Source organism: Thalassospira sp. ER-Se-21-Dark, assembly GCF_017922435.1.
GTDB lineage: Bacteria > Pseudomonadota > Alphaproteobacteria > Rhodospirillales > Thalassospiraceae > Thalassospira.
In genome coordinates this window covers 1,057,812-1,078,574 of sequence record NZ_VDEZ01000002.1, presented here as the reverse complement: position 1 = coordinate 1,078,574, position 20,763 = coordinate 1,057,812, and the positions used below count along the sequence as shown (strand labels likewise).

General features: G+C 55.3%; 18 protein-coding genes. 9 read left to right on the top strand and 9 right to left on the bottom strand.

Translation table 11 applies throughout. The annotated features are described in order from the left end of the window. Positions 1–291: 291 nt before the first annotated feature. The 4 genes from cas2 to FHI25_RS12675 form a co-directional block, all read right to left on the bottom strand. Entirely contained in the window at positions 292–600 is a 309-nt protein-coding gene (gene cas2 / locus FHI25_RS12690) for a CRISPR-associated endonuclease Cas2 (RefSeq protein ID WP_231856780.1), read from the bottom strand. 22 nt (positions 601–622) lie between these two features. After that, positions 623–1,525 carry a type II CRISPR-associated endonuclease Cas1 gene (gene cas1 / locus FHI25_RS12685; RefSeq protein ID WP_210518219.1) on the bottom strand — a complete coding sequence of 301 codons (903 nt, stop codon included), beginning with the start codon at positions 1,523–1,525 and terminating at the stop codon, positions 623–625. Continuing rightward, positions 1,525–4,677 (bottom strand): type II CRISPR RNA-guided endonuclease Cas9, encoded by a 3,153-nt coding sequence (gene cas9 / locus FHI25_RS12680; RefSeq protein WP_210518217.1) that lies wholly within the window; start codon positions 4,675–4,677, stop codon positions 1,525–1,527. The genes cas1 and cas9 overlap by 1 nt, the downstream gene beginning before the upstream one ends. 384 nt (positions 4,678–5,061) lie before the next feature. After that, entirely contained in the window at positions 5,062–6,279 is a 1,218-nt protein-coding gene (locus FHI25_RS12675) for an MFS transporter (RefSeq protein ID WP_210518215.1), read from the bottom strand. A 107-nt stretch (positions 6,280–6,386) separates the two neighbouring features. Between FHI25_RS12675 and FHI25_RS12670 the strand changes: the two genes are divergently transcribed. Continuing rightward, the gene (locus FHI25_RS12670; RefSeq protein ID WP_210518213.1) at positions 6,387–7,403 is read left to right on the top strand and encodes an AraC family transcriptional regulator; all 1,017 of its coding nucleotides are present in this window, start codon (positions 6,387–6,389) and stop codon (positions 7,401–7,403) included. On the opposite strand, the gene FHI25_RS12665 is transcribed toward FHI25_RS12670, so the two are convergent. Beyond that, positions 7,388–8,149 carry an IclR family transcriptional regulator gene (locus FHI25_RS12665; protein ID WP_210518211.1) on the bottom strand — a complete coding sequence of 254 codons (762 nt, stop codon included), beginning with the start codon at positions 8,147–8,149 and terminating at the stop codon, positions 7,388–7,390. The two genes, FHI25_RS12670 and FHI25_RS12665, sit on opposite strands and share 16 nt — an antisense overlap. A gap of 136 nt (positions 8,150–8,285) precedes the next feature. On the opposite strand from FHI25_RS12665, the gene FHI25_RS12660 reads away from it, so the two are divergent. From FHI25_RS12660 to FHI25_RS12645, 4 genes are all read left to right on the top strand, one after another. Beyond that, positions 8,286–10,013, top strand: a complete 1,728-nt coding sequence (locus tag FHI25_RS12660; protein ID WP_210518209.1) for a thiamine pyrophosphate-requiring protein — start codon at positions 8,286–8,288, stop codon at positions 10,011–10,013. Positions 10,014–10,179: 166 nt separating this feature from the next. Continuing rightward, the gene (locus tag FHI25_RS12655; protein WP_210518207.1) at positions 10,180–11,994 is read left to right on the top strand and encodes an alpha-amylase family glycosyl hydrolase; all 1,815 of its coding nucleotides are present in this window, start codon (positions 10,180–10,182) and stop codon (positions 11,992–11,994) included. Positions 11,995–12,202: 208 nt separating this feature from the next. Continuing rightward, positions 12,203–12,688: a hypothetical protein gene (locus FHI25_RS12650; RefSeq protein ID WP_210518206.1), complete on the top strand. Its 486-nt coding sequence runs from the start codon at positions 12,203–12,205 to the stop codon at positions 12,686–12,688. A 62-nt stretch (positions 12,689–12,750) separates the two neighbouring features. Beyond that, positions 12,751–13,278 carry a PAS domain-containing protein gene (locus tag FHI25_RS12645; RefSeq protein WP_210518203.1) on the top strand — a complete coding sequence of 176 codons (528 nt, stop codon included), beginning with the start codon at positions 12,751–12,753 and terminating at the stop codon, positions 13,276–13,278. 19 nt (positions 13,279–13,297) lie between these two features. On the opposite strand, the gene FHI25_RS12640 is transcribed toward FHI25_RS12645, so the two are convergent. Together FHI25_RS12640 and FHI25_RS12635 are read right to left on the bottom strand one after the other, a co-directional pair. Next, positions 13,298–14,530 (bottom strand): glycosyl transferase, encoded by a 1,233-nt coding sequence (locus tag FHI25_RS12640; RefSeq protein ID WP_197147316.1) that lies wholly within the window; start codon positions 14,528–14,530, stop codon positions 13,298–13,300. Beyond that, positions 14,523–15,377 carry an HAD-IIB family hydrolase gene (locus FHI25_RS12635; RefSeq protein ID WP_210518201.1) on the bottom strand — a complete coding sequence of 285 codons (855 nt, stop codon included), beginning with the start codon at positions 15,375–15,377 and terminating at the stop codon, positions 14,523–14,525. Before FHI25_RS12635 ends, FHI25_RS12640 begins: the two co-directional genes overlap by 8 nt. A 382-nt stretch (positions 15,378–15,759) precedes the next feature. On the opposite strand from FHI25_RS12635, the gene pobA reads away from it, so the two are divergent. The 3 genes from pobA to FHI25_RS12620 all read left to right on the top strand — a co-directional run bounded on the left by pobA (position 15,760) and on the right by FHI25_RS12620 (position 17,947). After that, positions 15,760–16,926, top strand: a complete 1,167-nt coding sequence (gene pobA / locus FHI25_RS12630; RefSeq protein WP_210518199.1) for a 4-hydroxybenzoate 3-monooxygenase — start codon at positions 15,760–15,762, stop codon at positions 16,924–16,926. 239 nt (positions 16,927–17,165) lie between these two features. Then, positions 17,166–17,459: a DUF883 family protein gene (locus FHI25_RS12625; RefSeq protein WP_210518197.1), complete on the top strand. Its 294-nt coding sequence runs from the start codon at positions 17,166–17,168 to the stop codon at positions 17,457–17,459. Then, positions 17,456–17,947 carry a hypothetical protein gene (locus FHI25_RS12620; protein WP_210518196.1) on the top strand — a complete coding sequence of 164 codons (492 nt, stop codon included), beginning with the start codon at positions 17,456–17,458 and terminating at the stop codon, positions 17,945–17,947. The genes FHI25_RS12625 and FHI25_RS12620 overlap by 4 nt, the downstream gene beginning before the upstream one ends. 43 nt (positions 17,948–17,990) lie before the next feature. Here FHI25_RS12620 and hpt read toward each other — a convergent pair whose 3' ends face one another. Together hpt and FHI25_RS12610 are read right to left on the bottom strand one after the other, a co-directional pair. Further along, positions 17,991–18,527: a hypoxanthine phosphoribosyltransferase gene (hpt, locus tag FHI25_RS12615; RefSeq protein WP_008891923.1), complete on the bottom strand. Its 537-nt coding sequence runs from the start codon at positions 18,525–18,527 to the stop codon at positions 17,991–17,993. Positions 18,528–18,709: 182 nt separating this feature from the next. Then, complete coding sequence (locus FHI25_RS12610; protein WP_210518193.1) at positions 18,710–19,651, bottom strand: LysR family transcriptional regulator; 942 nt, start codon at positions 19,649–19,651, stop codon at positions 18,710–18,712. Between the two features lie 138 nt (positions 19,652–19,789). On the opposite strand from FHI25_RS12610, the gene FHI25_RS12605 reads away from it, so the two are divergent. Beyond that, positions 19,790–20,758: a TAXI family TRAP transporter solute-binding subunit gene (locus FHI25_RS12605; RefSeq protein ID WP_210518191.1), complete on the top strand. Its 969-nt coding sequence runs from the start codon at positions 19,790–19,792 to the stop codon at positions 20,756–20,758. Positions 20,759–20,763 lie beyond the last annotated feature (5 nt).

The window sequence follows — 20,763 nt, the reverse complement described above, 5'->3', positions numbered from 1 at the left end:
ATCTCTCTTCTGCTAAAACTCTTTGCCGCAGTAAATGCAGGAGCAGCGCGTTGCGGTTGGACCACAATCTCTCTTCTGCTAAAACGGCATCTTGTGCATGGCGGCACACAGAGCCGTTGCGGTTGGACCACAATCTCTCTTCTGCTAAAACCCAACTGCCTGACCATATTCAGCCCGATATGTTGCGGTTGGACCACAATCTCTCTTCTGCTAAAACCACTTTCGGAAAAGCCCCTGATTTCAGGGGCTTTTTTGACGTTTTGGCAAGGTTAGAACCGTCAAATCCGTCGCTCAGAACATTTCAAACTGGCTGGGATTTTTACGCGAATCCTGTTTTGTTCTGCCGGTATAGGAAACAATATTCTCGTATTGCTTGTCGGTGAAATACAGGATATCGACCTTGCCGCCAGCGGGCAGTTTCATATGGACCTTGCGCGTCATGCTTTCTGCCTGTTCCTTGCCGGCACAGAAACGCAGATAGACGGAAAACTGGGCCATTTCGAAGCCGAGGTCGAGGAGGTGGTTGCGAAAGCCGGTTGCGGCCTTGCGTTCTTTTTTGGTTGTGACCGGCAAATCAAACAGCACCATCATCCACATCATTCGGTATCCCGATAACATGTTCCTAACCCAGTTCAAGCGGCAATGGGGCGAGTGGCAGGGAAAGGCTTTGTGTTTCACCAAGATAGCATTGCGCCAGTGAGCCTGCGAGGCGATGCAGGCATTGCATGACCGGCGAGGCCCCGGCATCGGTTGGCAGATCATGCGCGGTGACGGTGGCAAGCAGGCGTTTGGTATCGCCGTGCAGTTCTATGTCACTGTTATCGACCCAAAGGCGGAACACAATCAGATCAACAATCGGGCGGAACGGTTCGATCAGATCATCAACCAGGTTCATCGGGTTTGCCCCGCTGCGATGATGCAGGCCAAGGGATGGGTGCAGCCCCGCCGCCATGGTGGCGCGCGCGGTGGCCGCACGCAAAACGGCATAGCCGTAATTAAGGGCGGCGTTGGGGCCGCTGCCGAAACGGTCACGGCGGAAATCATTACCAAACATCAATTGCCAGTATCGCTGGGCCGCCTGGCCTTCGATATTTTCGGGATCGCCGGATTTGACATGCCGGATCAGGGAGCCGACTGGAACATGGGGCTTGCCCAGTGTTTCAAGGACGGCTGCCTGTGCCTCGATCTTGGTCTGGACAAGCTGTTTCCACAGCCGGTTTTTGAGCGCACGGCTGGCATCGGCCTGCGCCATGATGCGTTTTGATTGCTGGTGATGGGCATTGGTTGCCATCAGATAGCCGACTGGCATGTGATTGGGGCCGCACAGCACGACCGGCACGGACCGTTCGGCCAGTTTGGCAATCAGGTTGTTGGAATAGGTCAGGCCATGCGCCGAACAGATCAGCGCCCCGATATCATCAAGCGGCACGCGCCCCACAACATCATTTCCCGCCCGGATTTCCATGGAGCCACGCGCAATCGCAAGATGGCGGTCATCGCTGGCGATTTCGATGATCCGGTCCATTAGCCGTCCTCCGCCGGATAACCGCGCACCTTGCCGAGCGGATCGACAAACAATTTGCGGGCTTTGCGCTTCCGAAGGCTCTCGCCGCTACATGTATGGAACGAAAACGGATCATCTTTATCCCGGTTTCGACTGTCTGTGTTTGCTTCATGATGCGGGGTAAATACAACCTTGCCGGGAGACATTTTAACAATTCGGCAAACCGTCATGACTCCGTCAATCTCGGCGATGATCATATCATCGCGAAACAGCCGCATGACCCGGCGGGCGGCTGGGAAATCGCGTTGCCATTGTGGCATGAAGCCCGGTTGGACGGCATCAAAACGCGAAATGATTTCATCGCCCCATTTCCCATCGGGGCGTTCATAGATTTCGGCGCACAGATTGCCATCCCCCTTATAGCCCTTATAGGCCTTGCCATCGCGGTCATGAATGGGAATGACCGACATATTGGATTTGACGCGCACCCGTTTGGTTCCGGTTCGGGCGGACCAGTCGCGCAGGGCGTTCGTGAAGGCCACCCCGGAAGGCACAGCGGCAACGGCATCGAGGAGGCTTTGGCGGGTTGCCGCATCGCGAATGGTTTCGATTTCCTTTGTCCCCTTGAAGGACAGGACATCCTTGCGGGTCACGACTTCGGACATGCCCTTGGCGTCGGTTTTGATGATGCCATAGGCGGTGTCGTTATGCAGTGCGCCCGGTGTTGCATCCCCTTTGGGGTGGCCCGGCACAAATCCGGCATCGGGTTTGTGAGAGACAACAATCTGTTCGAGTTTGTGGCGGATGTTGTCGCGGAAGCCCTCAAATGGATCGGGCATTTCGGCGATGCTGTGGTCAAGGTCTTCGGCCTCGGCAAGGGCGGCACTGCGCGAGACCCGGTTGAGGATGCCACGATCTGTCAGGCCGACGACAATCGCGTCAATGGCATGATGGCGGTGATCGTCGCGATTCTTGGTGGCATTGCCGGTTGGCAGGATGCCGTTCAGGCCCCAGTTGCGCCGCAGCCATGCGGTCAGGCGGCCCGGCGTGACCCAGACCTGGTTGGGGTCGCAGATTTTGGTAGCATATTCGCGGGCGATGCGGCTGAGATACTGGGTGTCAGTCAATTGGCGATCCAGAAAATCGCCATCGCGTTCCAGTCGTTCCATGGCATCGGGGCCAAAGCGCCATGATTTGTTTTTGGGCAGGCGGGCAGCGCGGGTGGTGATTTCCGGCCAGTCAAAACCGGGTTCGCCGTCACGCCCGAAGGCCTCCCACGGGCTGCGATTGCCCTTGGCGCGGTTGGCCCATGCCATGCACAGAGTCTTGTTGGCCGGGCTGTTATCGAGAGAGCGCGAAAAAGGCAGGATATGTTCGATTTCGACTTTGGGCGAGAATAACAGCGCCATTGAAATCTGTTCGCCGGTAAACGGGCAGGCGCGGGCGGCAGAATTATCCTCGTCCAGTTCTTCCCACAGACGCATGCGCAGCATGTTTTCGGCATTGACGGCAATATGGGCTTCTTGCAGTTTCTGGCGGCGCTGGTCGTTTTTGTCCTGATTTTTCTTTTGTTCCTTGTTGAGTTCGTCGCGTTTGGCCTTGCTTTGTTTCAGGTCGCGGGCGATTTCCATCACGATCTGATCCGGGTGGCCGTATCGGTCTATCAGGGCATTGATCACCTTGCGCAACTGATTAAGGGCAATATGCACGGTGGGATTGGCGATTTTGCCGTATCGCTTTTCGAGATCGTCACTTTTGCCATCGCCAAAGGCGACATGGCGTTCAAGGGCAATCCCGTAATAGGGAAGATTGTCAAGGATCACGCCATCAGGCGGCAGGGCGTGTTCGTAACCCGCCTTCGTGCAGGCCTGATCATAGGGAAGATGATCGTCGCGCATGATTTCAACAAGCGTTTCAAGGGCGGTTTTGCCAAGGCGGGTGTGGCCATCGGGCAGGGGTGCATCGGCGATGGCTTCGCAGTGGTCGCGATCAAAGCCGAAACGATCCTGAAGATATTCGATCAGGATTTCCTCGTTTTCCTCGTGCAACAGCCTGTCAACGATTTCGCTTTGATCATTGAATGACAGTTCACGCCATTTCGGGCCGAAATATTTTAGCCCGGCCAGTCTGGCGGCGGTTTCATCGCCCTTGAATTCCGATTGCTTTTCACTTTCATGGGAAAAGGCATATTCCGATCCGATGCCGATAGTTTTGCGCATGGCTTTGAAGGTCAGCTTGCCTTTGGCGAGCAGGGCGCGATACAGGGCGGTTTTCTGATCATTTTTGAGCGGGTGGCGCACCAGATCAGCATCAATCAGCCGCAGGTCACCGACAAACTGCAAGATGCGGAAATGCTGTGCAATGGGCATGGCACGGGCAACCCGTTCCTCTGCCGGGTTGAAGCTGCATCTTCCGACGTCGGGGGTTTTGAGTTTGCGCTGATAAAAAATGGCATCATGGATGGTGTCGCGGGCGGCATCGGTCAGAAGGTCGGGGTGGAAGCGTTTCTGGCTGGTCCATAATTTGTTGAATTCATCTTCGACGGCGTCGCGGGACGGATAGAAGTCATAGGCGGCCTTGGCCCCTTCGCCGCGCAGTTTGGCGCGTACCGATTTGGGATTGATATCCATGGTAGGGGTCTGGTTGGCCTGATGATGGCGATGCTGCAATTCGCCAAGGGTTCGGCATCCTTCGGCAAGAAGGGCTTCTTGCAGCTTTTTCATACCGATTTTGGTAATGCCGCTTTCACTGTTTTCACCACGATCTGTCTTGCGGTTTGATTTGAAACCGCGTCGCTGATTAAGGTGAAACAAGGCGCGCCCAAAATGATGGGGCGGCAAGGCCTCATCCAGTCCGGTTGCGCGCAGGGCATAGGGATCGAGGCCTTCCAGTGCCTTTTGGTCGTCGCGCGATTCCGGCATCAAACCGTTTGCGACAAGACGTTCCATCAGTTCGCCGCGTCGTTTCAGGTAGCGGTCCCGGCGGCGGCGCATGGCGCGGGCTTCGCGTCTGGCAACAGCAAGCGAGCTTTTGTCTTTGGGGTTGCGGCCATCGGGGAAAATCCGCACGCCGCAATCGGAGAGGTTGACGGGCCGGTTCTTGGGATCAAGTTCAAAAACCGCCCAGCCAATCGAATTGGTGCCAAGGTCGAATGAAAAACGGTAAGACGGCATTGGTATCCCCCAAAAGTCCAGTTTATCGAATTAACATAATGGGATGCTAAAGCAGTGGGGGATATGCGTCTTCTATCCTTTTGGGGTTAAGGGATAGGTCGGCTATTCTTATGATGGGGTGTTTGACGCTTGACCCATGGCTCTGTTGCGCTGACAATAAGCATGTCTTTTAGCAGAAGACAGGTTGTGGTCTGGCTGTTAACAAGCTTTAGAGCACAAAATTACAAGGCAGGCTCCGGCCTGCCTTGTTTTGTTTCGGGGTAGCGGTGGTTCGCTGCCCTTTTGTGTATTCGGGGTCATATGGTGGAAGAAAACCCCGGCAGTGGTGACACTGCCGGGGCGGGCTGGGCCGATGCGGCATCGGTGGGGGTTGGGGCGATGCTGTTATCCCTGTTCGGCGGGAACAGGGGCGGTTCGCAGGCCCAGCGTTACGATAATCGATGCGGCGATAAGCAGGAAACCGGCGATGGTAAAGACGCCAAGCGCGCCGCTGGTGTCAAAGACAAGACCGCCGACTGCGGCACCGGTGGCAATGGCAAGCTGGAAACCGGCGACCAGAAGTCCGCCGCCGCTTTCGGCCTCATCCGGCACAGTGCGCGTGATCCAGGTCGACCATGCCACCGGCACACCGCCAAAGGCCATGCCCCAGATCGCGACAAGTACGGTGGTCGGGGCAACAGCACCATCAATGGCGACCATGCCAACCCCGGTCAGCCCCATGATCATCGGCATCAGCGCAATGGTCATGCGTAGCGAGCGGGCAATCAGCGCGCCGCCGACATAGGTGCCGATAAAGTTGGCGACCCCAAAGCCCAGCAAAATGCCCGAGACACCCGCCGTCGTCACACCCGAAACATTTTCAAGGAACGGGCGGACATAGGTAAACAGCGCGAAATGGCCGGTAATGATCAGGACCAGCGACAGCAGGCCGAATTTCATGCGCGGGCGGTTGATGACCTCTATCAAGGTGCGCAGGGTCGCACGCCCGCGCGGCGGCATTTTGGGAAGCGTTGCGAATTGCACGACAAGGGCAAGAACGCCCAGCAGGGACGCCGCCATAAAGACATTGCGCCAGCCAATGACATCACCAAGATAGCTGCCGAGCGGGGCGGCAAAAACGGTGGCGGCTGAAACGCCACTAAACATGATGGCAAGGGCGCGCGGGACGCTTTTTTCCGGCACAAGGCGCATGATGGTGGCCGCCGACATGGTCCAGAAGCCGCCAAGGGCAATGCCGAGCAACACGCGCCCGGTCAGAAGGACAGCAAAATTGGGAGCCTGTGCGATGATGATGTTCGCGGCAATCAGAAGAACCGAAAAGCCAAGCAGAACATAGCGGCGGTCTATCTTGCGGGTCACCGTCGCGGTCAGAAGGCTGGTGATCAGGGCCATAACGGCGGTGGCGGACATGGCCTGACCGGCCATGCCTTCGGTAATGCGCAGGTCATCTGCCATCGGGGTGAGCAGGCTGACCGGCAAAAACTCGGCCGTGACCAGCCCGAAAACCCCGAGCGTCATGGAAATCACAGCGGCCCAGGCAGCAGGTGCGGGCGCTGTGGTTTGATCCACGGCTTGGTCGGGGCGGGATTGTGCTTCACTCATGGAAAGTCCTTTGAGTTGGTGTTTTGCATTGCACCCAAGATAATCTGGACTCATCGGACGATCTATGACAGTTTGTCCGTATTCATTGATCAATCGTCCGAAATGTGATGCCCCCCATAGCCAATACAGATTTCAACAGTCCGTCCGATCATATCGAAGGCCAGTTCGATGCCGCTGGTCACGACATGGTCAGTGAGCTGCTTTCAGGGGTGCGTTTGCGCGGGCTTGATTACCGCCGGATTGAAATTTCCGCCCCTTATGGTCTGCGTTTTGGCGAGGATCAGGATGAAACCCGGGCATGGTTTCATTTCATCGGCATGGGCACGGTCCATCTGCGCACCAAAAGCGGTGCTGTCCATGTTTTGGGCTGTGGCGATGCGGTGTTGTTGCCGTGCGCGGGCATTCACGATCTTTACAGTGAAGATGGCGTGGCGCTTCGCAGTGTGGATGATTTTCAGAAGGCACGGCTTTGTGATGCTGCATCCGAAATCCGGGCCTGTGAGGCCGATGTTTGCCGGTCCAAGGACAACCTGATTTTCAGTTGTGCGATGGAGTTTGATCTGGGGTGGTTGCACCCCTTGGCGCATCTCAAGCCCGAAGTCATGCATGTCGAAACCGTGCCGGATCATGATCCACAGATCCCGGCTATTCTGGATGTCATGACGGCAGAGCTTCGTGCGAAGCGTCCGGGGTATGGCGTGATCCTGACCCGGCTTGCCGATGTGGTGGCCGCGGCCATCCTGCGCCGTTGGGTTGAGGCGGGCTGTGATGTTTGTGGCTGGGTCGAGGCGGTGCGCGATCCCAAGCTGGCGCGCGTTCTGGCTGCCCTTCACAAGGATCCGGGGCGCAACTGGTCGGTTGCCGATATGGCTTCTGAGGTGGGCATGTCGCGGTCTGTCTTTGCCGAACGGTTTGTCGAGCTGACCAAATCAACGCCGCAGCAATATCTGACCAATTTGCGCATGCGTCTGGCCAGTCAATGGATCAGTCGTGAAAACCTTTCACTGGATGAAGTGGCGGATCGTCTTGGTTATGCCTCGGTCGCGGCATTCAGCCGGGCGTTCAAGCGCACCACAGGCAAGTCCCCCGGTGCCATCCGGCATATTGATTACGCATCGCCGTAAAGGACGTGCTGCGCGCTTTTTGCGGCGGCTTGAAGCTTTGACAGCAAGGCTTCGCGATTTTGCGCCAGCGTTGCCGGGGATGCCCCAAACACCGAAAAGGCCGAGATCATGTTGCCATGTTTGGTCAGGATCGGTACGGCAATGGCATAGATGTCTTTTTCGCGCTCGCCATTATTGGTGGCAAAGCCCTGATCACGGATGTGGGCGAGTTCGGCCTTTAGTGCATCAAGGTCGGTGATGGTGTGATCGGTCATGCCGGTCAGGCTGGCATTTTTGAAATAGCGGTCCTGATCATCAACGCTCATATGCGCCAGCCACAGCTTGCCATGGGCGGTGCAAAAGGCATCAAGGCGCGATCCAATCCGGATATCGACATAAAGCGGGCGGTCGGGCAGGGCCTTGGCGATGCACACTGCTGCGTCGCGATCAAATTCGGTGGCCATGCAGGCTTCGCCTGTTTCGCGTGCCAGCTGATCAAGGATCGGCTGCAGGATGGTTGGCAGATTGCCATCATGCAAAACACGATCACCCAGATCGGCAAATAGATAGCCCAACCGAAATACCCCGCGTGACGTCACGCGCAAGGCGCCTGCATGCACCAGTGTATGCAGAAATCGGTGGGCGGTGATCATGTTGATGCCCAGCGCATCGGCCGTTTCCCTGGCGGTCAGTTCACTTTGCCCCGCCGCAAACAGATCAAGAATTTTAAACGCCTTAAGCACGGAACCATTGAGTTGACTGGTCATCGGGTCGCTTTTCTCCACGCAAACAGATCGGACGCCGCTGTGCCGTCTTGACGACCACCGGATTTCAATAATAAACTATATTATAAATCATATTTCAAATAAAGAAATATCAAACGAAGAATGCAAGAGGCGTCTGATGAAAAGCGACAAGCAGGAAAATCCCGGTCAACTCACCCTGACCGCAGGTGGCGCGGTTCTGGCCCGCATGAAGGCCATCGGGATTGATTATATCTTTGCCAATTCAGGCACTGACTTCCCGCCGATTATCGAAGGTCTGGCCGAGGCGGCGGCAAAGGATATCGACCTGCCGCACGCGCTGATCATGCCGCACGAAAATGCCGCGATGGGGATGGCGCATGGCTATTACCTTGCGACGGGCAAGACGCAGGCGGTCATGGCGCATACCAATGTCGGCCTTGCCAATTGTGCGATTGGTGCGATCAATGCCGCGACCGAACATGTGCCGGTCGTTTTGATGTCAGGCCGAACGCCGGTGATGGAAAAGGGGCGGTTGGGCGCGCGCACCGTGCCGATTGGCTGGGGCCAGGAAATGCGTGATCAGGCAGCACTCGTGCGCGAAAGCACGAAATGGGAATATGAGCTTAAATTCCCCGAACAGGTGCCTGATGTTGTTGACCGTGCCTATGCGATTGCCTCATCGGTGCCCAAGGGGCCGACCTATGTCAGCCTGCCGCGTGAAGTTTTGTGCGAACCGTGCCCGAGTGATCAGATCGAAGGACCGCTGCGCATGCAGCCGGTTCCGGTCGCCCCGCCGCAAGGATCGGTCGAGGCCGCCGCAGATATACTTGCCAAGGCCAAAAACCCGGTGATCATTGCCCAGCGCGGCACCGGCACGGCCGAGGCGTTTGGGCGGTTTGGCGATCTGGTTGATCAGTGGGGCATTCCGGTGGTGCAATACTGGGCGATCCAGCTTGCGATTGGCACCGAACATCCGATGTTTGCCGGGATGGATCCGGCACCGTGGCTGGAAGACGCTGATGCGGTGGTGGTGATCGATTGTCTCGCCCCCTGGTCGCCCGATATCCATGATTTGCCAGCCGATTGCAAAGTCATTCAGATTGGTCAGAACCCGCTTTATTCGCGCTTTCCGGGGCGGAATTTTGCCGCCGATATCTCGCTTGTCGGTGAAACCGGCGACGTGATCATGATGCTGGCGGATGCCATGGATCGCCGCCATGCAGATCATAAATCGGTTTGTTCGGATCGTCGTGAAAAGATTGCCACTATTAATGCCGAAACCCGCAAACAGGCGCTGGCGGCGGCGGATGCCGGGGCGGTGGACCCGATGACCAAGGCTTATGTTTCGCGCTGCCTTTCGGATGCGATTGCAGATCGGTCCGCGACGGTGTTTTCCGAACTGGGCTGCCCGCTGGAGCCGCTTTCGCTTTCGGAACATAGCAGCTGGTATCAGGAGCCGCATTCCGGCGGGCTGGGTTGGTCCTTCCCGGCATCGATGGGCTATCAGTTGGCCGATAAGGACAAGCTGGTCGTCGCCACCATGGGCGATGGATCCTATATGTTTGCCAACCCGACGGCCTGTCATCAGATTGCCGAGGCGTTGGAGCTTCCGATCCTGATCCTTGTTCTGAATAACAATGAATGGGGGGCAGTACGCCAGTCAGTGACGGGCATGTATCCGGATGGTTATGCGGCGAAAACCAATGAAATGCCGTTGACCGCCCTTAAACCCAGCCCCGACTTCACCAAGGTTGCCGAGGCCAGCCGCGCCTGGGTCGCCAAGGCCAAACGCGCCGAAGATTTGCCCGGTATCCTGCGCGATGCCATCAAGCATATCGACACCAACCGCACCCATGCGCTGGTCGAGGTGACGATTGCGCCGTAACTGACTGCTTAGGTCATTAATGATCGGCGCCCGGCATATTGTCGGGCGTCATCGTTTTGATCAGATGCACTGTATTGTGGCATCGCAAAATGCCTGCTTGCATCGCAGGCAAATTCATTATTTGATTAAGCTAATCATTTGAATTGCCTACCCGGAAGGAACCATTATGGATCGTGTCGTTGGAACATCGGGACGTATCGCGTTTGCAAGCGCGATGCGCAATCTGCTTGCGGATGTGTATCCCGGACATGATCACACGGAATTGGTGCGCCGGGTTTTTGAAGTTCTTGGTCTTCCGATTGAGGGCGACGGGCCGGAACCCAAAGAGGAATATTTGCGCAAATGGGATCAGCGCGATGCGTTTCTGATCACCTATGGCGACAGTATCCAGCAGGATGGCAAGAAAGGCCTGCAAAGCCTTGGCGAATTTCATCGCAAATGGCTGAAAGACTGGCTGACGGGGATTCATATCCTGCCGTTCCATCCGTTCACATCCGATGACGGCTTTTCGGTCAGCGATTTTGACATGCTGCGCCCGGAACTCGGCGACTGGAGCGATGTCGAAGAACTGTCAAAGCACGCCACAGTGATGGCCGATCTGGTGGCCAACCATATTTCGGCGTCTCACCCCTGGTATCAGCAGTTTCTGGCGGGCGAGAAACCCGGCATTGATTATATCAAGACCGCAAATCTTGAAGATGATCTTTCCGATGTCGTCCGCCCGCGCAGTCATGCGTTGCTCAATCACGTGGTCACCAAGCAGGGCGAAAAGCAGGTCTGGTGCACCTTTAGTTATGATCAGGTCGATCTGGATTACGGTAATCCGGACGTATTTTTTGAGATGCTCCGGGTCGTTCTGAACTACCTCAAGCACGGGGTGCGCGTGGTGCGGCTGGATGCCATCGGCTTTATCTGGAAGGAAGTCGGCACGACCTCGATCAACCTTGATCAGACTCATAAACTGATCAAGGCGATGCGTCTGGCGTGTAATGCGGTACATCCCGATGTGTTGTTCATTACCGAAACCAACCTGCCGCTGCTTGAAAACCTGTCCTATTTTGGCAATCAGGACGAAGCGCACCTGATTTATAATTTCTCGCTGCCGCCGGTGATCATTCATGCGTTGCTCAGCGGGCGAAGCGATTTTATCCGCAAATGCATCATGGCGATGCCACCGGCGCCTGCGGGCTGTACCTTCTTTAACTTCACCGCCAGCCACGATGGCATTGGCCTGCGCCCGGCCGAAAACCTGATCCCGGATGAAGATATCGAAGGCCTGCGCGATCATGCGGTCAAGATGGGCGGGCAGGTCAGTTACCGTGCGCTCAAGGGCGGTGGGCAGAAGCCCTACGAGCTTAATGTCACGCTGTTTAGCATGCTGGCACAAAATTTCGCTGGCGAGGCCACCATGGGGCTTGAGCGCTTTGTGATGAGCCAGGCGATTGCCATGTCGCTCGAAGGTATTCCGGCGATCTATATCCAGACCATTCTCGCAACCGAAAACGATCAGAAGGCTTATGAGGAAACCGGTATTCCAAGGCGTCTGAACCGGAAAATCTGGAAGCTTGATGATGCCGAGGAAACGCTGTCACGCGAGGGTGCGGCGCGCTCGGCCTTTGATCAGTTGCGCGCCCTGATGTCGATCCGTCAGGGGCAGCCGGCCTTCCACCCGAATGCCACGCAATATACCCTTAATCTTGGCTCGGAACTTCTGGGTGTCTGGCGGCAATCGCACCTCAATGAGCAAAGCATCTTCTGCGTGTTTAACCTGACTGAAAAGCCGCAGGACCTTGATCTATCCAAGATCAACCTGATCATGACTGAAGGTTGGCAGGACCTGATCACACAACAGGTCGTAGAAGACTATAACGGCGTGATGAAGCTCGCACCGTACCAGATCGTCTGGATTTCCAACATGGACGGCCGCAACCGCACCGAAAGCCGCCTGCTGCAACGCTATCGGGATGCGATGCCGGTTTAGGGGCTTGCGTTTAAAAGAGCGGACGTTTTTTTCGGGAATTTTTCCGACGCCAAGTAGTGAAACTCTGCAGGTTTTCCGAGCTTTGTCATGCTGCTTGTAATCATTTGAGTTTCGGTTGAGCGTGGCGTGATGAATTGCTATTGCACCGCAATATGTCTTTCCTGTATTCGTCGCCCGGATTAAGGGAGATCAAGGGGCATGGCGCGCAATGGCTTATGCGCAGGAAGTTCGGGTTCTTCATTTGCCCGATGATACGGATTACCGCGTCCGGGCATATGTGGAAATCTGGTGGGATGCGGCACGTAACGGGCAAATTCCGGACCGCAAGCGTCTGAATGCAGATGTTCTGTCGCAATGGATTGATGACATCTGCATCTATGAATTCCTTCCCGAAAAACGTGATTTCATAATCCGTATTGATGCACCCAATATCATTGCCGCCAGTGGCGAATGTTATCAGGGATGCTCGCCGCGCCAGATTGATCTCGATTTCGGCACCACGGTGTATCCAACGCTTCTGGAAGTGATTGATACCGGAAAGCCCGCCTTTCATCGTGTCGGGCATGAACGCATGGTTTGGGAGGAATGGCTGCGCATAATGTTGCCGGTCCAGACCACCGACCGGGCTGGCAAGGTGATCCAGCAGGTCTTTGTCACCCATTTTCTCTATCGCGGGCAAAGCGAACCGGACTAACGCCGCGCTTGTTTCGCATGGTGCCGCGCCCCACGTGGATAAAGAAAGGGACGACGGGTTCAATGCATGTCTGGATGCATGCATGCGATGTCAGTGTGACTGGGAATGGTATGGCAAAGCTTGGCGGTGAAAAGGAAATCCCGTTAACATATCTTGATGATGATGCGTCGCCTGCTGCGCAGGCTCTTCTGGGTTTCTGGAACGCGCATGCGTCAGAGGGCAATCTTCCCACACGATCAGATTTCCAGCCTGATAACCTGGCCGCGTGGATCGACGATATTTCTATCTATGAATATGTCCCGGAAAAGGATGACTTTCAGATACTGATTGAAGGCGAAAATATTATCGCACTGACCGGTGAAAACTGGCGCGGTGCGTTTGCCCGCGAAGTCGATTGCCGCTTTTCAGGCGGACTGCATGCGGCGATGACCGAGGTCAGAACCACGGGCCGACCACAGATCCATCATTTGCGCATTTTTCAAAGGGAATGGCAAAGCGGCATACGGTTGCTTTTGCCGGTTCTGCGGCAAAAACCGGGCAAGGAAGATGTTATCCAGATCTTCCTTGCGATTTTTCCGGTCGATGATTAGGCACGATCACTTGCGCGCGTTATGCCTTGCCAATATCCATGTCGTTAAGGTCATCTTCAACTGCACCTGAAAGCTGTTCGAAGATGTCGCCCATGGCGCTTTCAACACGCTGCCAGCTTGGAATGAACGGGCTTTCAAGCGGGTTTTCAAGATAGTGCTGACCGGCACTGATGATCACCTCGGACAGGACTTCGACACAGTTTTCTTCCTCGTCACGATTGATCTTGAGCCCGTTAAACAGCGCATCGGCGCGGTATTGTTCAATCAGGTCAAGGGCAGCCCGGTAATAGGTCGCCTTAAGCGTTCTGAAGGTTTCCGGGGTGAAGACCGTGCCCTGGGTCGCCAGTTTGCGGAACAGGGATTTGGCGATATCGCTTGCCATGCGCGACAAGCCATCATCCTTTTGCGCCGGGTCAAATTCGCGGTGCTTGTGGTCATAGATATCGGCGATATCGACCTGGGCCAGACGATGGACCGTGTGATTGCGATACATTTCCGAAAGCATCGAAACTTCAAGGCCCCAGTCCGATGCCACGCGCAGGCCATAGGCCACATCGGTTCGGATCGCCATTTCGCCTGACAGCGCATAGCGGAAGCAATCAAGATAGTTCAGGAAATCGGTCTTGCCGACAACCTGCTTGAGCGCACGGATCAACGGTGTGACAAACAGGCGGCACACGCGGCCTTTAAGCGTGCCATTGGCAACACGCGCGTAATAGCCCTTGGCAAAGGCAAAGTTGAATGCCGGATTGGCAATCGGATACATCAGCTTGGCAGGAAGGTCGGGCGTATAGGTCGCGATGTCACAGTCATGGATACCGATAACAGAGCTGCGCCCGGATGCCAGCGTATAGCCAAGGCAGTACCAAACGTTACGACCCTTGCCCGGTTCATAACGGGCCAGATTGTTTTCATTCAGGCGATCATGAACGCTGCGCAAACGCGGCCCGTCATTCCACAGAATACGGACATGTTGCGGCAGATCCTTGAAGAACTCACGCGCATGCAGGTATTGCTGCGCATCGGCGCGATCAAGCCCGACGACGATCTGGTCGATATAGGTTGCCTGTTTCAGTCCCTCGACAATTGTTGTCATCGCCGGTGTTTCCAATTCGGAATACAGGCAGGGCAGAATAAGGGTCTGACGCCGTTGACGGGCAAAGGCGTTCATTTCATAGGCGAGTTCTTCCGGGTTTCGGTCAAGAATGCGATGAAGGGTTGTGATCGGGCCACCCTGATGGAAATCAGCCATGAAGTACCTCGCTGTTTTTATTGGTATTAGGGGCAGGACCTATTATCTGATCCAGAATGTCGTTAACCGTTTCGTTCCATCCCGCCGGTCCCGGTTGGGGCGCAATACGAAAGTTGGGATGGTCGAGCAACGGCGCGCTGCGTTTGCCATGCTTTGACGGAATTTGAACGGCGTAGTCTGCCTCGGCCAGCATGGGGATATCGTTTGGTGAATCGCCCAGCGCAATCGTCGTAAAGCGTTGCTGGCGTTTGTTTTCAGGCGCGTCATCAAGCCAGGTGACGCTCAGGCGTTCGACCATGCGTCGCATCGCCTGTCCCTTGCTTGATGGGCCGCATAACGTGTGGAACCGTCCACCTTTCACCAGCGTCAAATCATGTTCTTCGGCGATCTTGCGGGCAAGTGCGATGTCCTTGGCTGCGGGCTGCCAGATCAGCGGGTCTGAACAATGACGCTGACCGGCGCGTATGGCGTCTTCAAGCGGCAAGCCGGTTTCTGTTGCGATGATTTCCGGGCTTACGGTGCGAAAGCTTTCGACCGGGACCGTGACGGCCGACTTGATTTCTTCGCGGGTGCGATCAACGGTTTCGCTGGCCGGGCCATATTGTTCGACATTGCCATTCAGCGCGATAACGCCGCCGTTTTCACCGATAAGTCCGTCAAACAGACCGGATGTCTGATTGATATGTTCCAGTTCGGCGAGTGTTTTTGAAGATACCGCGATCAGGGGGATGGAAAGCTGCTTCAGCCGATCCAGTGCGGGGCGGGCATCCGTCCAGCTATAGGTGTCATGATCAAGCAATGTGCCGTCAAGATCTGTGAAAATGGCGATGGCGCGGCTTTGAGGCATCTTCCCGTTCTGTCGCGGTTTAAAGGGGTTTTGGGCCATTGTGCAGGGCCGAAAGAAACAACTTAGCATAGTGCTGACAAAGGATCGACAGTTCACAGGATGAATTTTTCATCACGACGACAAATACGATGAATTTTCCGGCATTATCGCACCTGTCTCCGGCCAAGGATCGGCCTTTGGCGACAGGGCGTCCGTCTGATGGTTAGAACCAGATCACGCGCAAGGTATAACCAAAACCAAATACATGTTCGATTTGTCCAATCATTATCCCGGTTTGTCCATTCTGTCCCAACAGCAACAGGCGTATTCTTTCCGCAATGGAACGGTTCTTGTTCCAATTCAAAAACAGAACCAAAAACCGTGATCTTGTGAGGAAATCGTCATGCATGTCCCTGTCGTTATCGTTGGTTCGGGCCCGGCTGGTCTGCTGCTGTCACATCTTCTGCATGTGCAGGGGATTGAGTCCGTCATTCTGGAACGCAAAAGCCGCGACTATGTCGAAGGTCGCATTCGTGCAGGCGTTCTTGAAATGGGAACGGTCGATCTGATGAAGCGTGTTGGTGTTGATGCCCGCATGAACAAGGAAGGCATCATCCATGGTGGCATCTATATCAGCGTCAATGGCAAGCGCACCCATGTGAATATGGAAGAACTCACCGGTGGTTCGACCGTCATGGTGTATGGCCAGACAGAGGTCACCAAGGACCTGATTCAGGCGCGCCTTGATCACGGTGGAGAAATCATCTTCGAAGCCGAAGATGTCAGCCTGCATGATATCAATGGCGACACGCCAAGTGTTCGATATGTCAAAGATGGCAATGCGCTTGAACTGACGTGCGACTATATTGCGGCGTGTGACGGTTTCCACGGCGTCGGTCGCAAGACCCTGCCGGGCGTCAAGGAGTTCGAGAAGGTCTATCCGTTTGGTTGGCTGGGTGTTCTCGCCCATGCAAAACCGGTTGCCGAAGAACTGATTTACGCCAAGCATGACCGCGGCTTTGCACTGTGTTCGATGCGGTCCGACAAGGTCGTTCGCCACTATGTCCAGGTGCCCATCACCGACAAGATCGAAGACTGGTCAGATGATCGCTTCTGGGATGAGCTTCGCACCCGGCTTGGCGAAGAAGATGCAGAACTGGTCAATGAAGGCGAAGTGTTTGAAAAAAGCATTGCCCCGTTGCGCAGTTTTGTTGCCGAACCGATGCAACATGGCCGTCTGTTCCTTGCCGGTGATGCCGCCCATATTGTGCCGCCGACCGGTGCCAAGGGCCTTAACCTTGCCGCAAGTGACGTTCACTACCTGTCCGAAGCCTTGATCGCAAAATACAAATCCAACCGCGAAGACCTGCTGGCAAGCTATTCCGATACGGCCCTTGCGCGTGTCTGGAAGGCAGAGCGGTTCTCGTGGTGGATGACCTCCATGCTGCATACCTTTGGCGATCAGAAAGAGTTCGATGGTCGCATTCGTGATGCAGAACTTGAATATATCCTGTCGTCAAAAGCAGGTTTGAAAACCCTGTCGGAAAATTACGTCGGTTTGCCTTACTGATGTAACGGGGATACCCACCCCCGACGGAGAAGTCCCACTCTCCAATTCCGCCCAGAAGTCCGACAGGTCATGAAACGGTCCGCAACCCACGCGGACCGTTTCTTTTTGGTATCGCTTGCCGCGTTTTTATTTATGGTCAAACCGTTATGCCCCGAAATCATCACAATTGGTTGGGGAACCTTATGCCATGTCCGCACGTTTGTTGTGTGTTGCTGTTTTCAAGACAATAGGAGAAAACCATGGCGACCAAGACCGAGACGACTGCTGATAATGCAAAACTTCAGGCTGACGTCGATGCGTTGCGTAACGATCTGGCCGAAATCACCAAAACCCTGAAGACGATGGGTGGTCAGGCGGCCGAGACCAGAACGCAGGCGGCTGCGGAACGCATTCGTGAAGTGACCGGTCAGGCGCGTGATCAGTTTGATCATGCACGCGGTGTGGCTGTGGATCAGGTTCGCGAGAACCCGCTGGCATCTGTAGCCGTGACCTTTGGTGTCGGCCTGCTTGTCGGCCGTCTGCTGCAGAAATGATTGATCAGCTGACCGACATACTTGTCGATCAGGCAAAGGCCGCGGTCCGAAAGGGCGCGGCTTTTGCCGCGATCGCGGTTGTGATGTTGATCGGGGCAGGGTTCTTGCTGGCGGCCATCTATATGGCGATTGCCGCATCCTTTGGCGCGATTGCTGCTGCCATGGCGATTGGCGGCACGCTGGTGACACTGGGGCTGGTGGCTCTTGCCATCATGTTACAGCGTGATCCCGGCGACGCGGTTGATCCCGCAGCCGTGCATGACGATGCTGCGCGCAGGCAAAAAACCGAAGACGACATGTTGTTCGATCTTTTGGTGCATTCGGCCATGACCGGCTATGCCACAGGACAAGGCAACAAACCGCGCATGCAATCCGGGTTTGATAAAATGGTCACCGACCTTGCTGCTCTTGGTGTTTTTGATCCCCCGAAGGGACACATGGAAACCCAAGAAAGCCACCATGATCCGAATACAAAAAAGGCGGGATAGCTGATCAAGCTGCCCGCCTTTTTCAATTCTGTTTTCGCCCGGCTTATTCGCCGTGGAAATGGACCGTGCCGATGAAGGGCAGGTTTCGGTTGTTCTGGGCATAATCGATGCCATAACCGACCACGAATTCATCGGGAATATCAAAGCCGCAGAAATCAATCGGGATTTCAACTTCGCGGCGCGACGGCTTGTTCAAAAGCGTGCAGATTTCCAGACGGTTCGGATCGCGGGTTTTCAGAAGGCGCACCACTTCCGACAGGGTATAACCGGTATCAATGATGTCTTCGACCAGCACGACATCCTTGCCACGGATCTGACCATCAAGGTCCTTGACGATGCGCACATTGCGCGAACTTTCCGTGGAATCGCCGTAGCTTGATGCGACCATGAAGTCGACTTCGACCGGTACGGTCAGTTTGCGCACCAGATCGGCGATGAAGACAAACGAGCCGCGCAGCAGACCGACGACAATCAGCTTTTCGGTATCCTTGAAGCTTTCATTGATCTCGGCGGCAAGCGCATCGATTTTGGTGGCAATCTCGTCCGCCGTTATCAGCGGCTTGACATCATAATCAGCCATAAATTCCGGTCCTGAAGCGTTATGTGGTGATGCATCGGTTGCTAGCACAAGCCGGTCGTGATGACCAGCCTGTGAATGGTAACAGAAGTATAATCCTTCCAGGCTTCGATATGTTATCGCGCATAAGGAGATTTAAGATGCGGATGTATCCGTAAAGGGTGCAAAAACGCATCCAAGGGACGCTACGCCACTGTGTTTTCGGTTTCCAGATGTGCGACCAGTGATTTGAGATTGCGGCTGCGCACCAGATGCAAAAATGCCTGTGCCGCCGGCGGCAAGGTGCGGCCCGATCGCCAGATCAGACCGATATGGCGCAACAAAACCGGGCTTTCCAGTTGCCGGAAAACAAGCGGGGCGCGCCCAAGAACCGGAAGCGTCAGGGACGGCAGGGCCGTAATACAGAGCCCCTGGGACACAAGTGCGCCTGCAGTTGCCAGATGGGCCACCTCAAAGCGGGGGTGAAAGGCAAAGCCGTGCTGGTTGCAGGCGGCATCAATGATCGAGCGCACACTTGTTTCACGCGACATTGCAACCATTGGCTGCGACAGGATTTCTTCCCACTGATAGGTCCGGTTTTCGTCAAGAAACCCGCCCGGTGCCCCGACGGCGATGAAGCGGTCGCTCAGCAATCGTTGGAAGGACAGGTTATCGGTGTCCTCGACCACATCGGCGGTAAAGCCGATATCGGCACGCCCCATTTCGACTTCGCGCAAGACCCCCTCGGACAGCATGTCATTTAGCTGAACATCGACATTCGGGTGGGCCTGCATGAATTCGGCAATCAGCGGTGGCAACAGCCCGGCCGTTACCGACGGCAGGCCGGCGATTGTCAGTTTTCCACGTTTGGTATTGAGGTAGGTGTCAAACTCGTCGAGGGCGGAGTCAGTGGTATTCAGGATCCTTTCCGCCAGTCTGAGAAACATTTTTCCCTGTTCGGTCAGTGCGACATTTCGGGTGTCGCGGTCAAAAAGCCGCGCCTGCGTGCGATCTTCGATCCGGCTGATTTGCCGACTGAGGGTTGATCCCGAGATGCCAAGTCGTTGAGCCGTCTTGCGAAAACTGCCCGTTTCGGCAAGAAGACAGAAGGATCTTATTTCTTCGGTATCAAGATTGATGCGTTTCATGCATCAATTATCTCATTATTTGATCTTCCTGCAACAAAGAAACTGGTCGACACTTTCGGTCCGTCCAAAAACAACCAAGCACAAGACTTGCCGACGGAACGTTAAACATGCCGATGACGGCATAGGGAGGAATACATTATGAAACTTTCAAAACTCGCCTTGGCGGGCGTGCTCGCCTTTGGTTTGTCGGTACCGGCTTTCGCACAGGAAAAGCTGCTGATCGGCTCGACGTCTGCATCATCTTCGCATTACGGCTATTTTGTTTCTGTGGCCAAGTTGATCAACGATGCGGACAATGGTATCGAGGCATCGGTTGTTGAAACCGGTGCGACGATGGACAACCTGCGCCGTATTGAACGCGATCAGATCGACCTTGGTCTGGTCACGACCAATGTTGCGCAACACGCCCATGCCGGGACCAAGGCCTTTGACGGTCGCGCGATGGACGGGCTTGGTCTGTTGTGGGTTTATACCGGTGCACCGCAGAACGTGATTGTGCGTGAAGATTCCGGTATCGCATCGCTTTCCGATCTTGCCGACAAGCGCTTTAATCCCGGTATCAAGGGATCAGCAACCGAAAGCACGACAGAGGCCGTGTTCGAGGCCCTTGGCCTTTCGGCTGAATATGTCCGTGGTTCGACCACCGATGTTGTGGACATGATCAAGGACAACCGTGTCACCGGTTATGTGAAATCCGGTGCCGGTCTTAAACTTGATAGCTCGACACTTGATATCGCAACATTTACACCGATCAAGGTCCTCAGCCTGACCGATGATCAGAAACAGGCCCTGATTGAAAAGATGCCTGATATCTCGGTTGTTGATATCCCCGCAGGTGCCGCAGACGGTGTTGATGCCTATTCCACCTGGAGCTTTGGTGTTGGCGTTGGTGCGGCTGAAAGTCTTTCGGAAGATGCAGCCTACAAGATTGTTGACGCAATCATGTCTGACAAGGAAGTGCAGGGCACCGCAATGGCAAGTGTCAAAGGGGTCAATCTGGCCGAGCTGACCTTGCAGTATGCGACAATCCCGCTGCATCCCGGGGCTGCGAAGTGGTTCCGCGAGAACGGCTACGATATCCCGGCCAAACTCGATCCGTCCAAATAACAAGA

What these genes read in the sequence shown, in the direction of transcription:
- cas2 (WP_231856780.1), bottom strand. Translation starts at nt 600, where the DNA reads ATGATGTGGATGATGGTGCTGTTTGATTTGCCGGTCACAACCAAAAAA.
- cas1 (WP_210518219.1), bottom strand. Translation starts at nt 1,525, where the DNA reads ATGGACCGGATCATCGAAATCGCCAGCGATGACCGCCATCTTGCGATT.
- cas9 (WP_210518217.1), bottom strand. Translation starts at nt 4,677, where the DNA reads ATGCCGTCTTACCGTTTTTCATTCGACCTTGGCACCAATTCGATTGGC.
- FHI25_RS12675 (WP_210518215.1), bottom strand. Translation starts at nt 6,279, where the DNA reads ATGAGTGAAGCACAATCCCGCCCCGACCAAGCCGTGGATCAAACCACA.
- FHI25_RS12670 (WP_210518213.1), top strand. Translation starts at nt 6,387, where the DNA reads ATGCCCCCCATAGCCAATACAGATTTCAACAGTCCGTCCGATCATATC.
- FHI25_RS12665 (WP_210518211.1), bottom strand. Translation starts at nt 8,149, where the DNA reads ATGACCAGTCAACTCAATGGTTCCGTGCTTAAGGCGTTTAAAATTCTT.
- FHI25_RS12660 (WP_210518209.1), top strand. Translation starts at nt 8,286, where the DNA reads ATGAAAAGCGACAAGCAGGAAAATCCCGGTCAACTCACCCTGACCGCA.
- FHI25_RS12655 (WP_210518207.1), top strand. Translation starts at nt 10,180, where the DNA reads ATGGATCGTGTCGTTGGAACATCGGGACGTATCGCGTTTGCAAGCGCG.
- FHI25_RS12650 (WP_210518206.1), top strand. Translation starts at nt 12,203, where the DNA reads ATGGCTTATGCGCAGGAAGTTCGGGTTCTTCATTTGCCCGATGATACG.
- FHI25_RS12645 (WP_210518203.1), top strand. Translation starts at nt 12,751, where the DNA reads ATGCATGTCTGGATGCATGCATGCGATGTCAGTGTGACTGGGAATGGT.
- FHI25_RS12640 (WP_197147316.1), bottom strand. Translation starts at nt 14,530, where the DNA reads ATGGCTGATTTCCATCAGGGTGGCCCGATCACAACCCTTCATCGCATT.
- FHI25_RS12635 (WP_210518201.1), bottom strand. Translation starts at nt 15,377, where the DNA reads ATGCCTCAAAGCCGCGCCATCGCCATTTTCACAGATCTTGACGGCACA.
- pobA (WP_210518199.1), top strand. Translation starts at nt 15,760, where the DNA reads ATGCATGTCCCTGTCGTTATCGTTGGTTCGGGCCCGGCTGGTCTGCTG.
- FHI25_RS12625 (WP_210518197.1), top strand. Translation starts at nt 17,166, where the DNA reads ATGGCGACCAAGACCGAGACGACTGCTGATAATGCAAAACTTCAGGCT.
- FHI25_RS12620 (WP_210518196.1), top strand. Translation starts at nt 17,456, where the DNA reads ATGATTGATCAGCTGACCGACATACTTGTCGATCAGGCAAAGGCCGCG.
- hpt (WP_008891923.1), bottom strand. Translation starts at nt 18,527, where the DNA reads ATGGCTGATTATGATGTCAAGCCGCTGATAACGGCGGACGAGATTGCC.
- FHI25_RS12610 (WP_210518193.1), bottom strand. Translation starts at nt 19,651, where the DNA reads ATGAAACGCATCAATCTTGATACCGAAGAAATAAGATCCTTCTGTCTT.
- FHI25_RS12605 (WP_210518191.1), top strand. Translation starts at nt 19,790, where the DNA reads ATGAAACTTTCAAAACTCGCCTTGGCGGGCGTGCTCGCCTTTGGTTTG.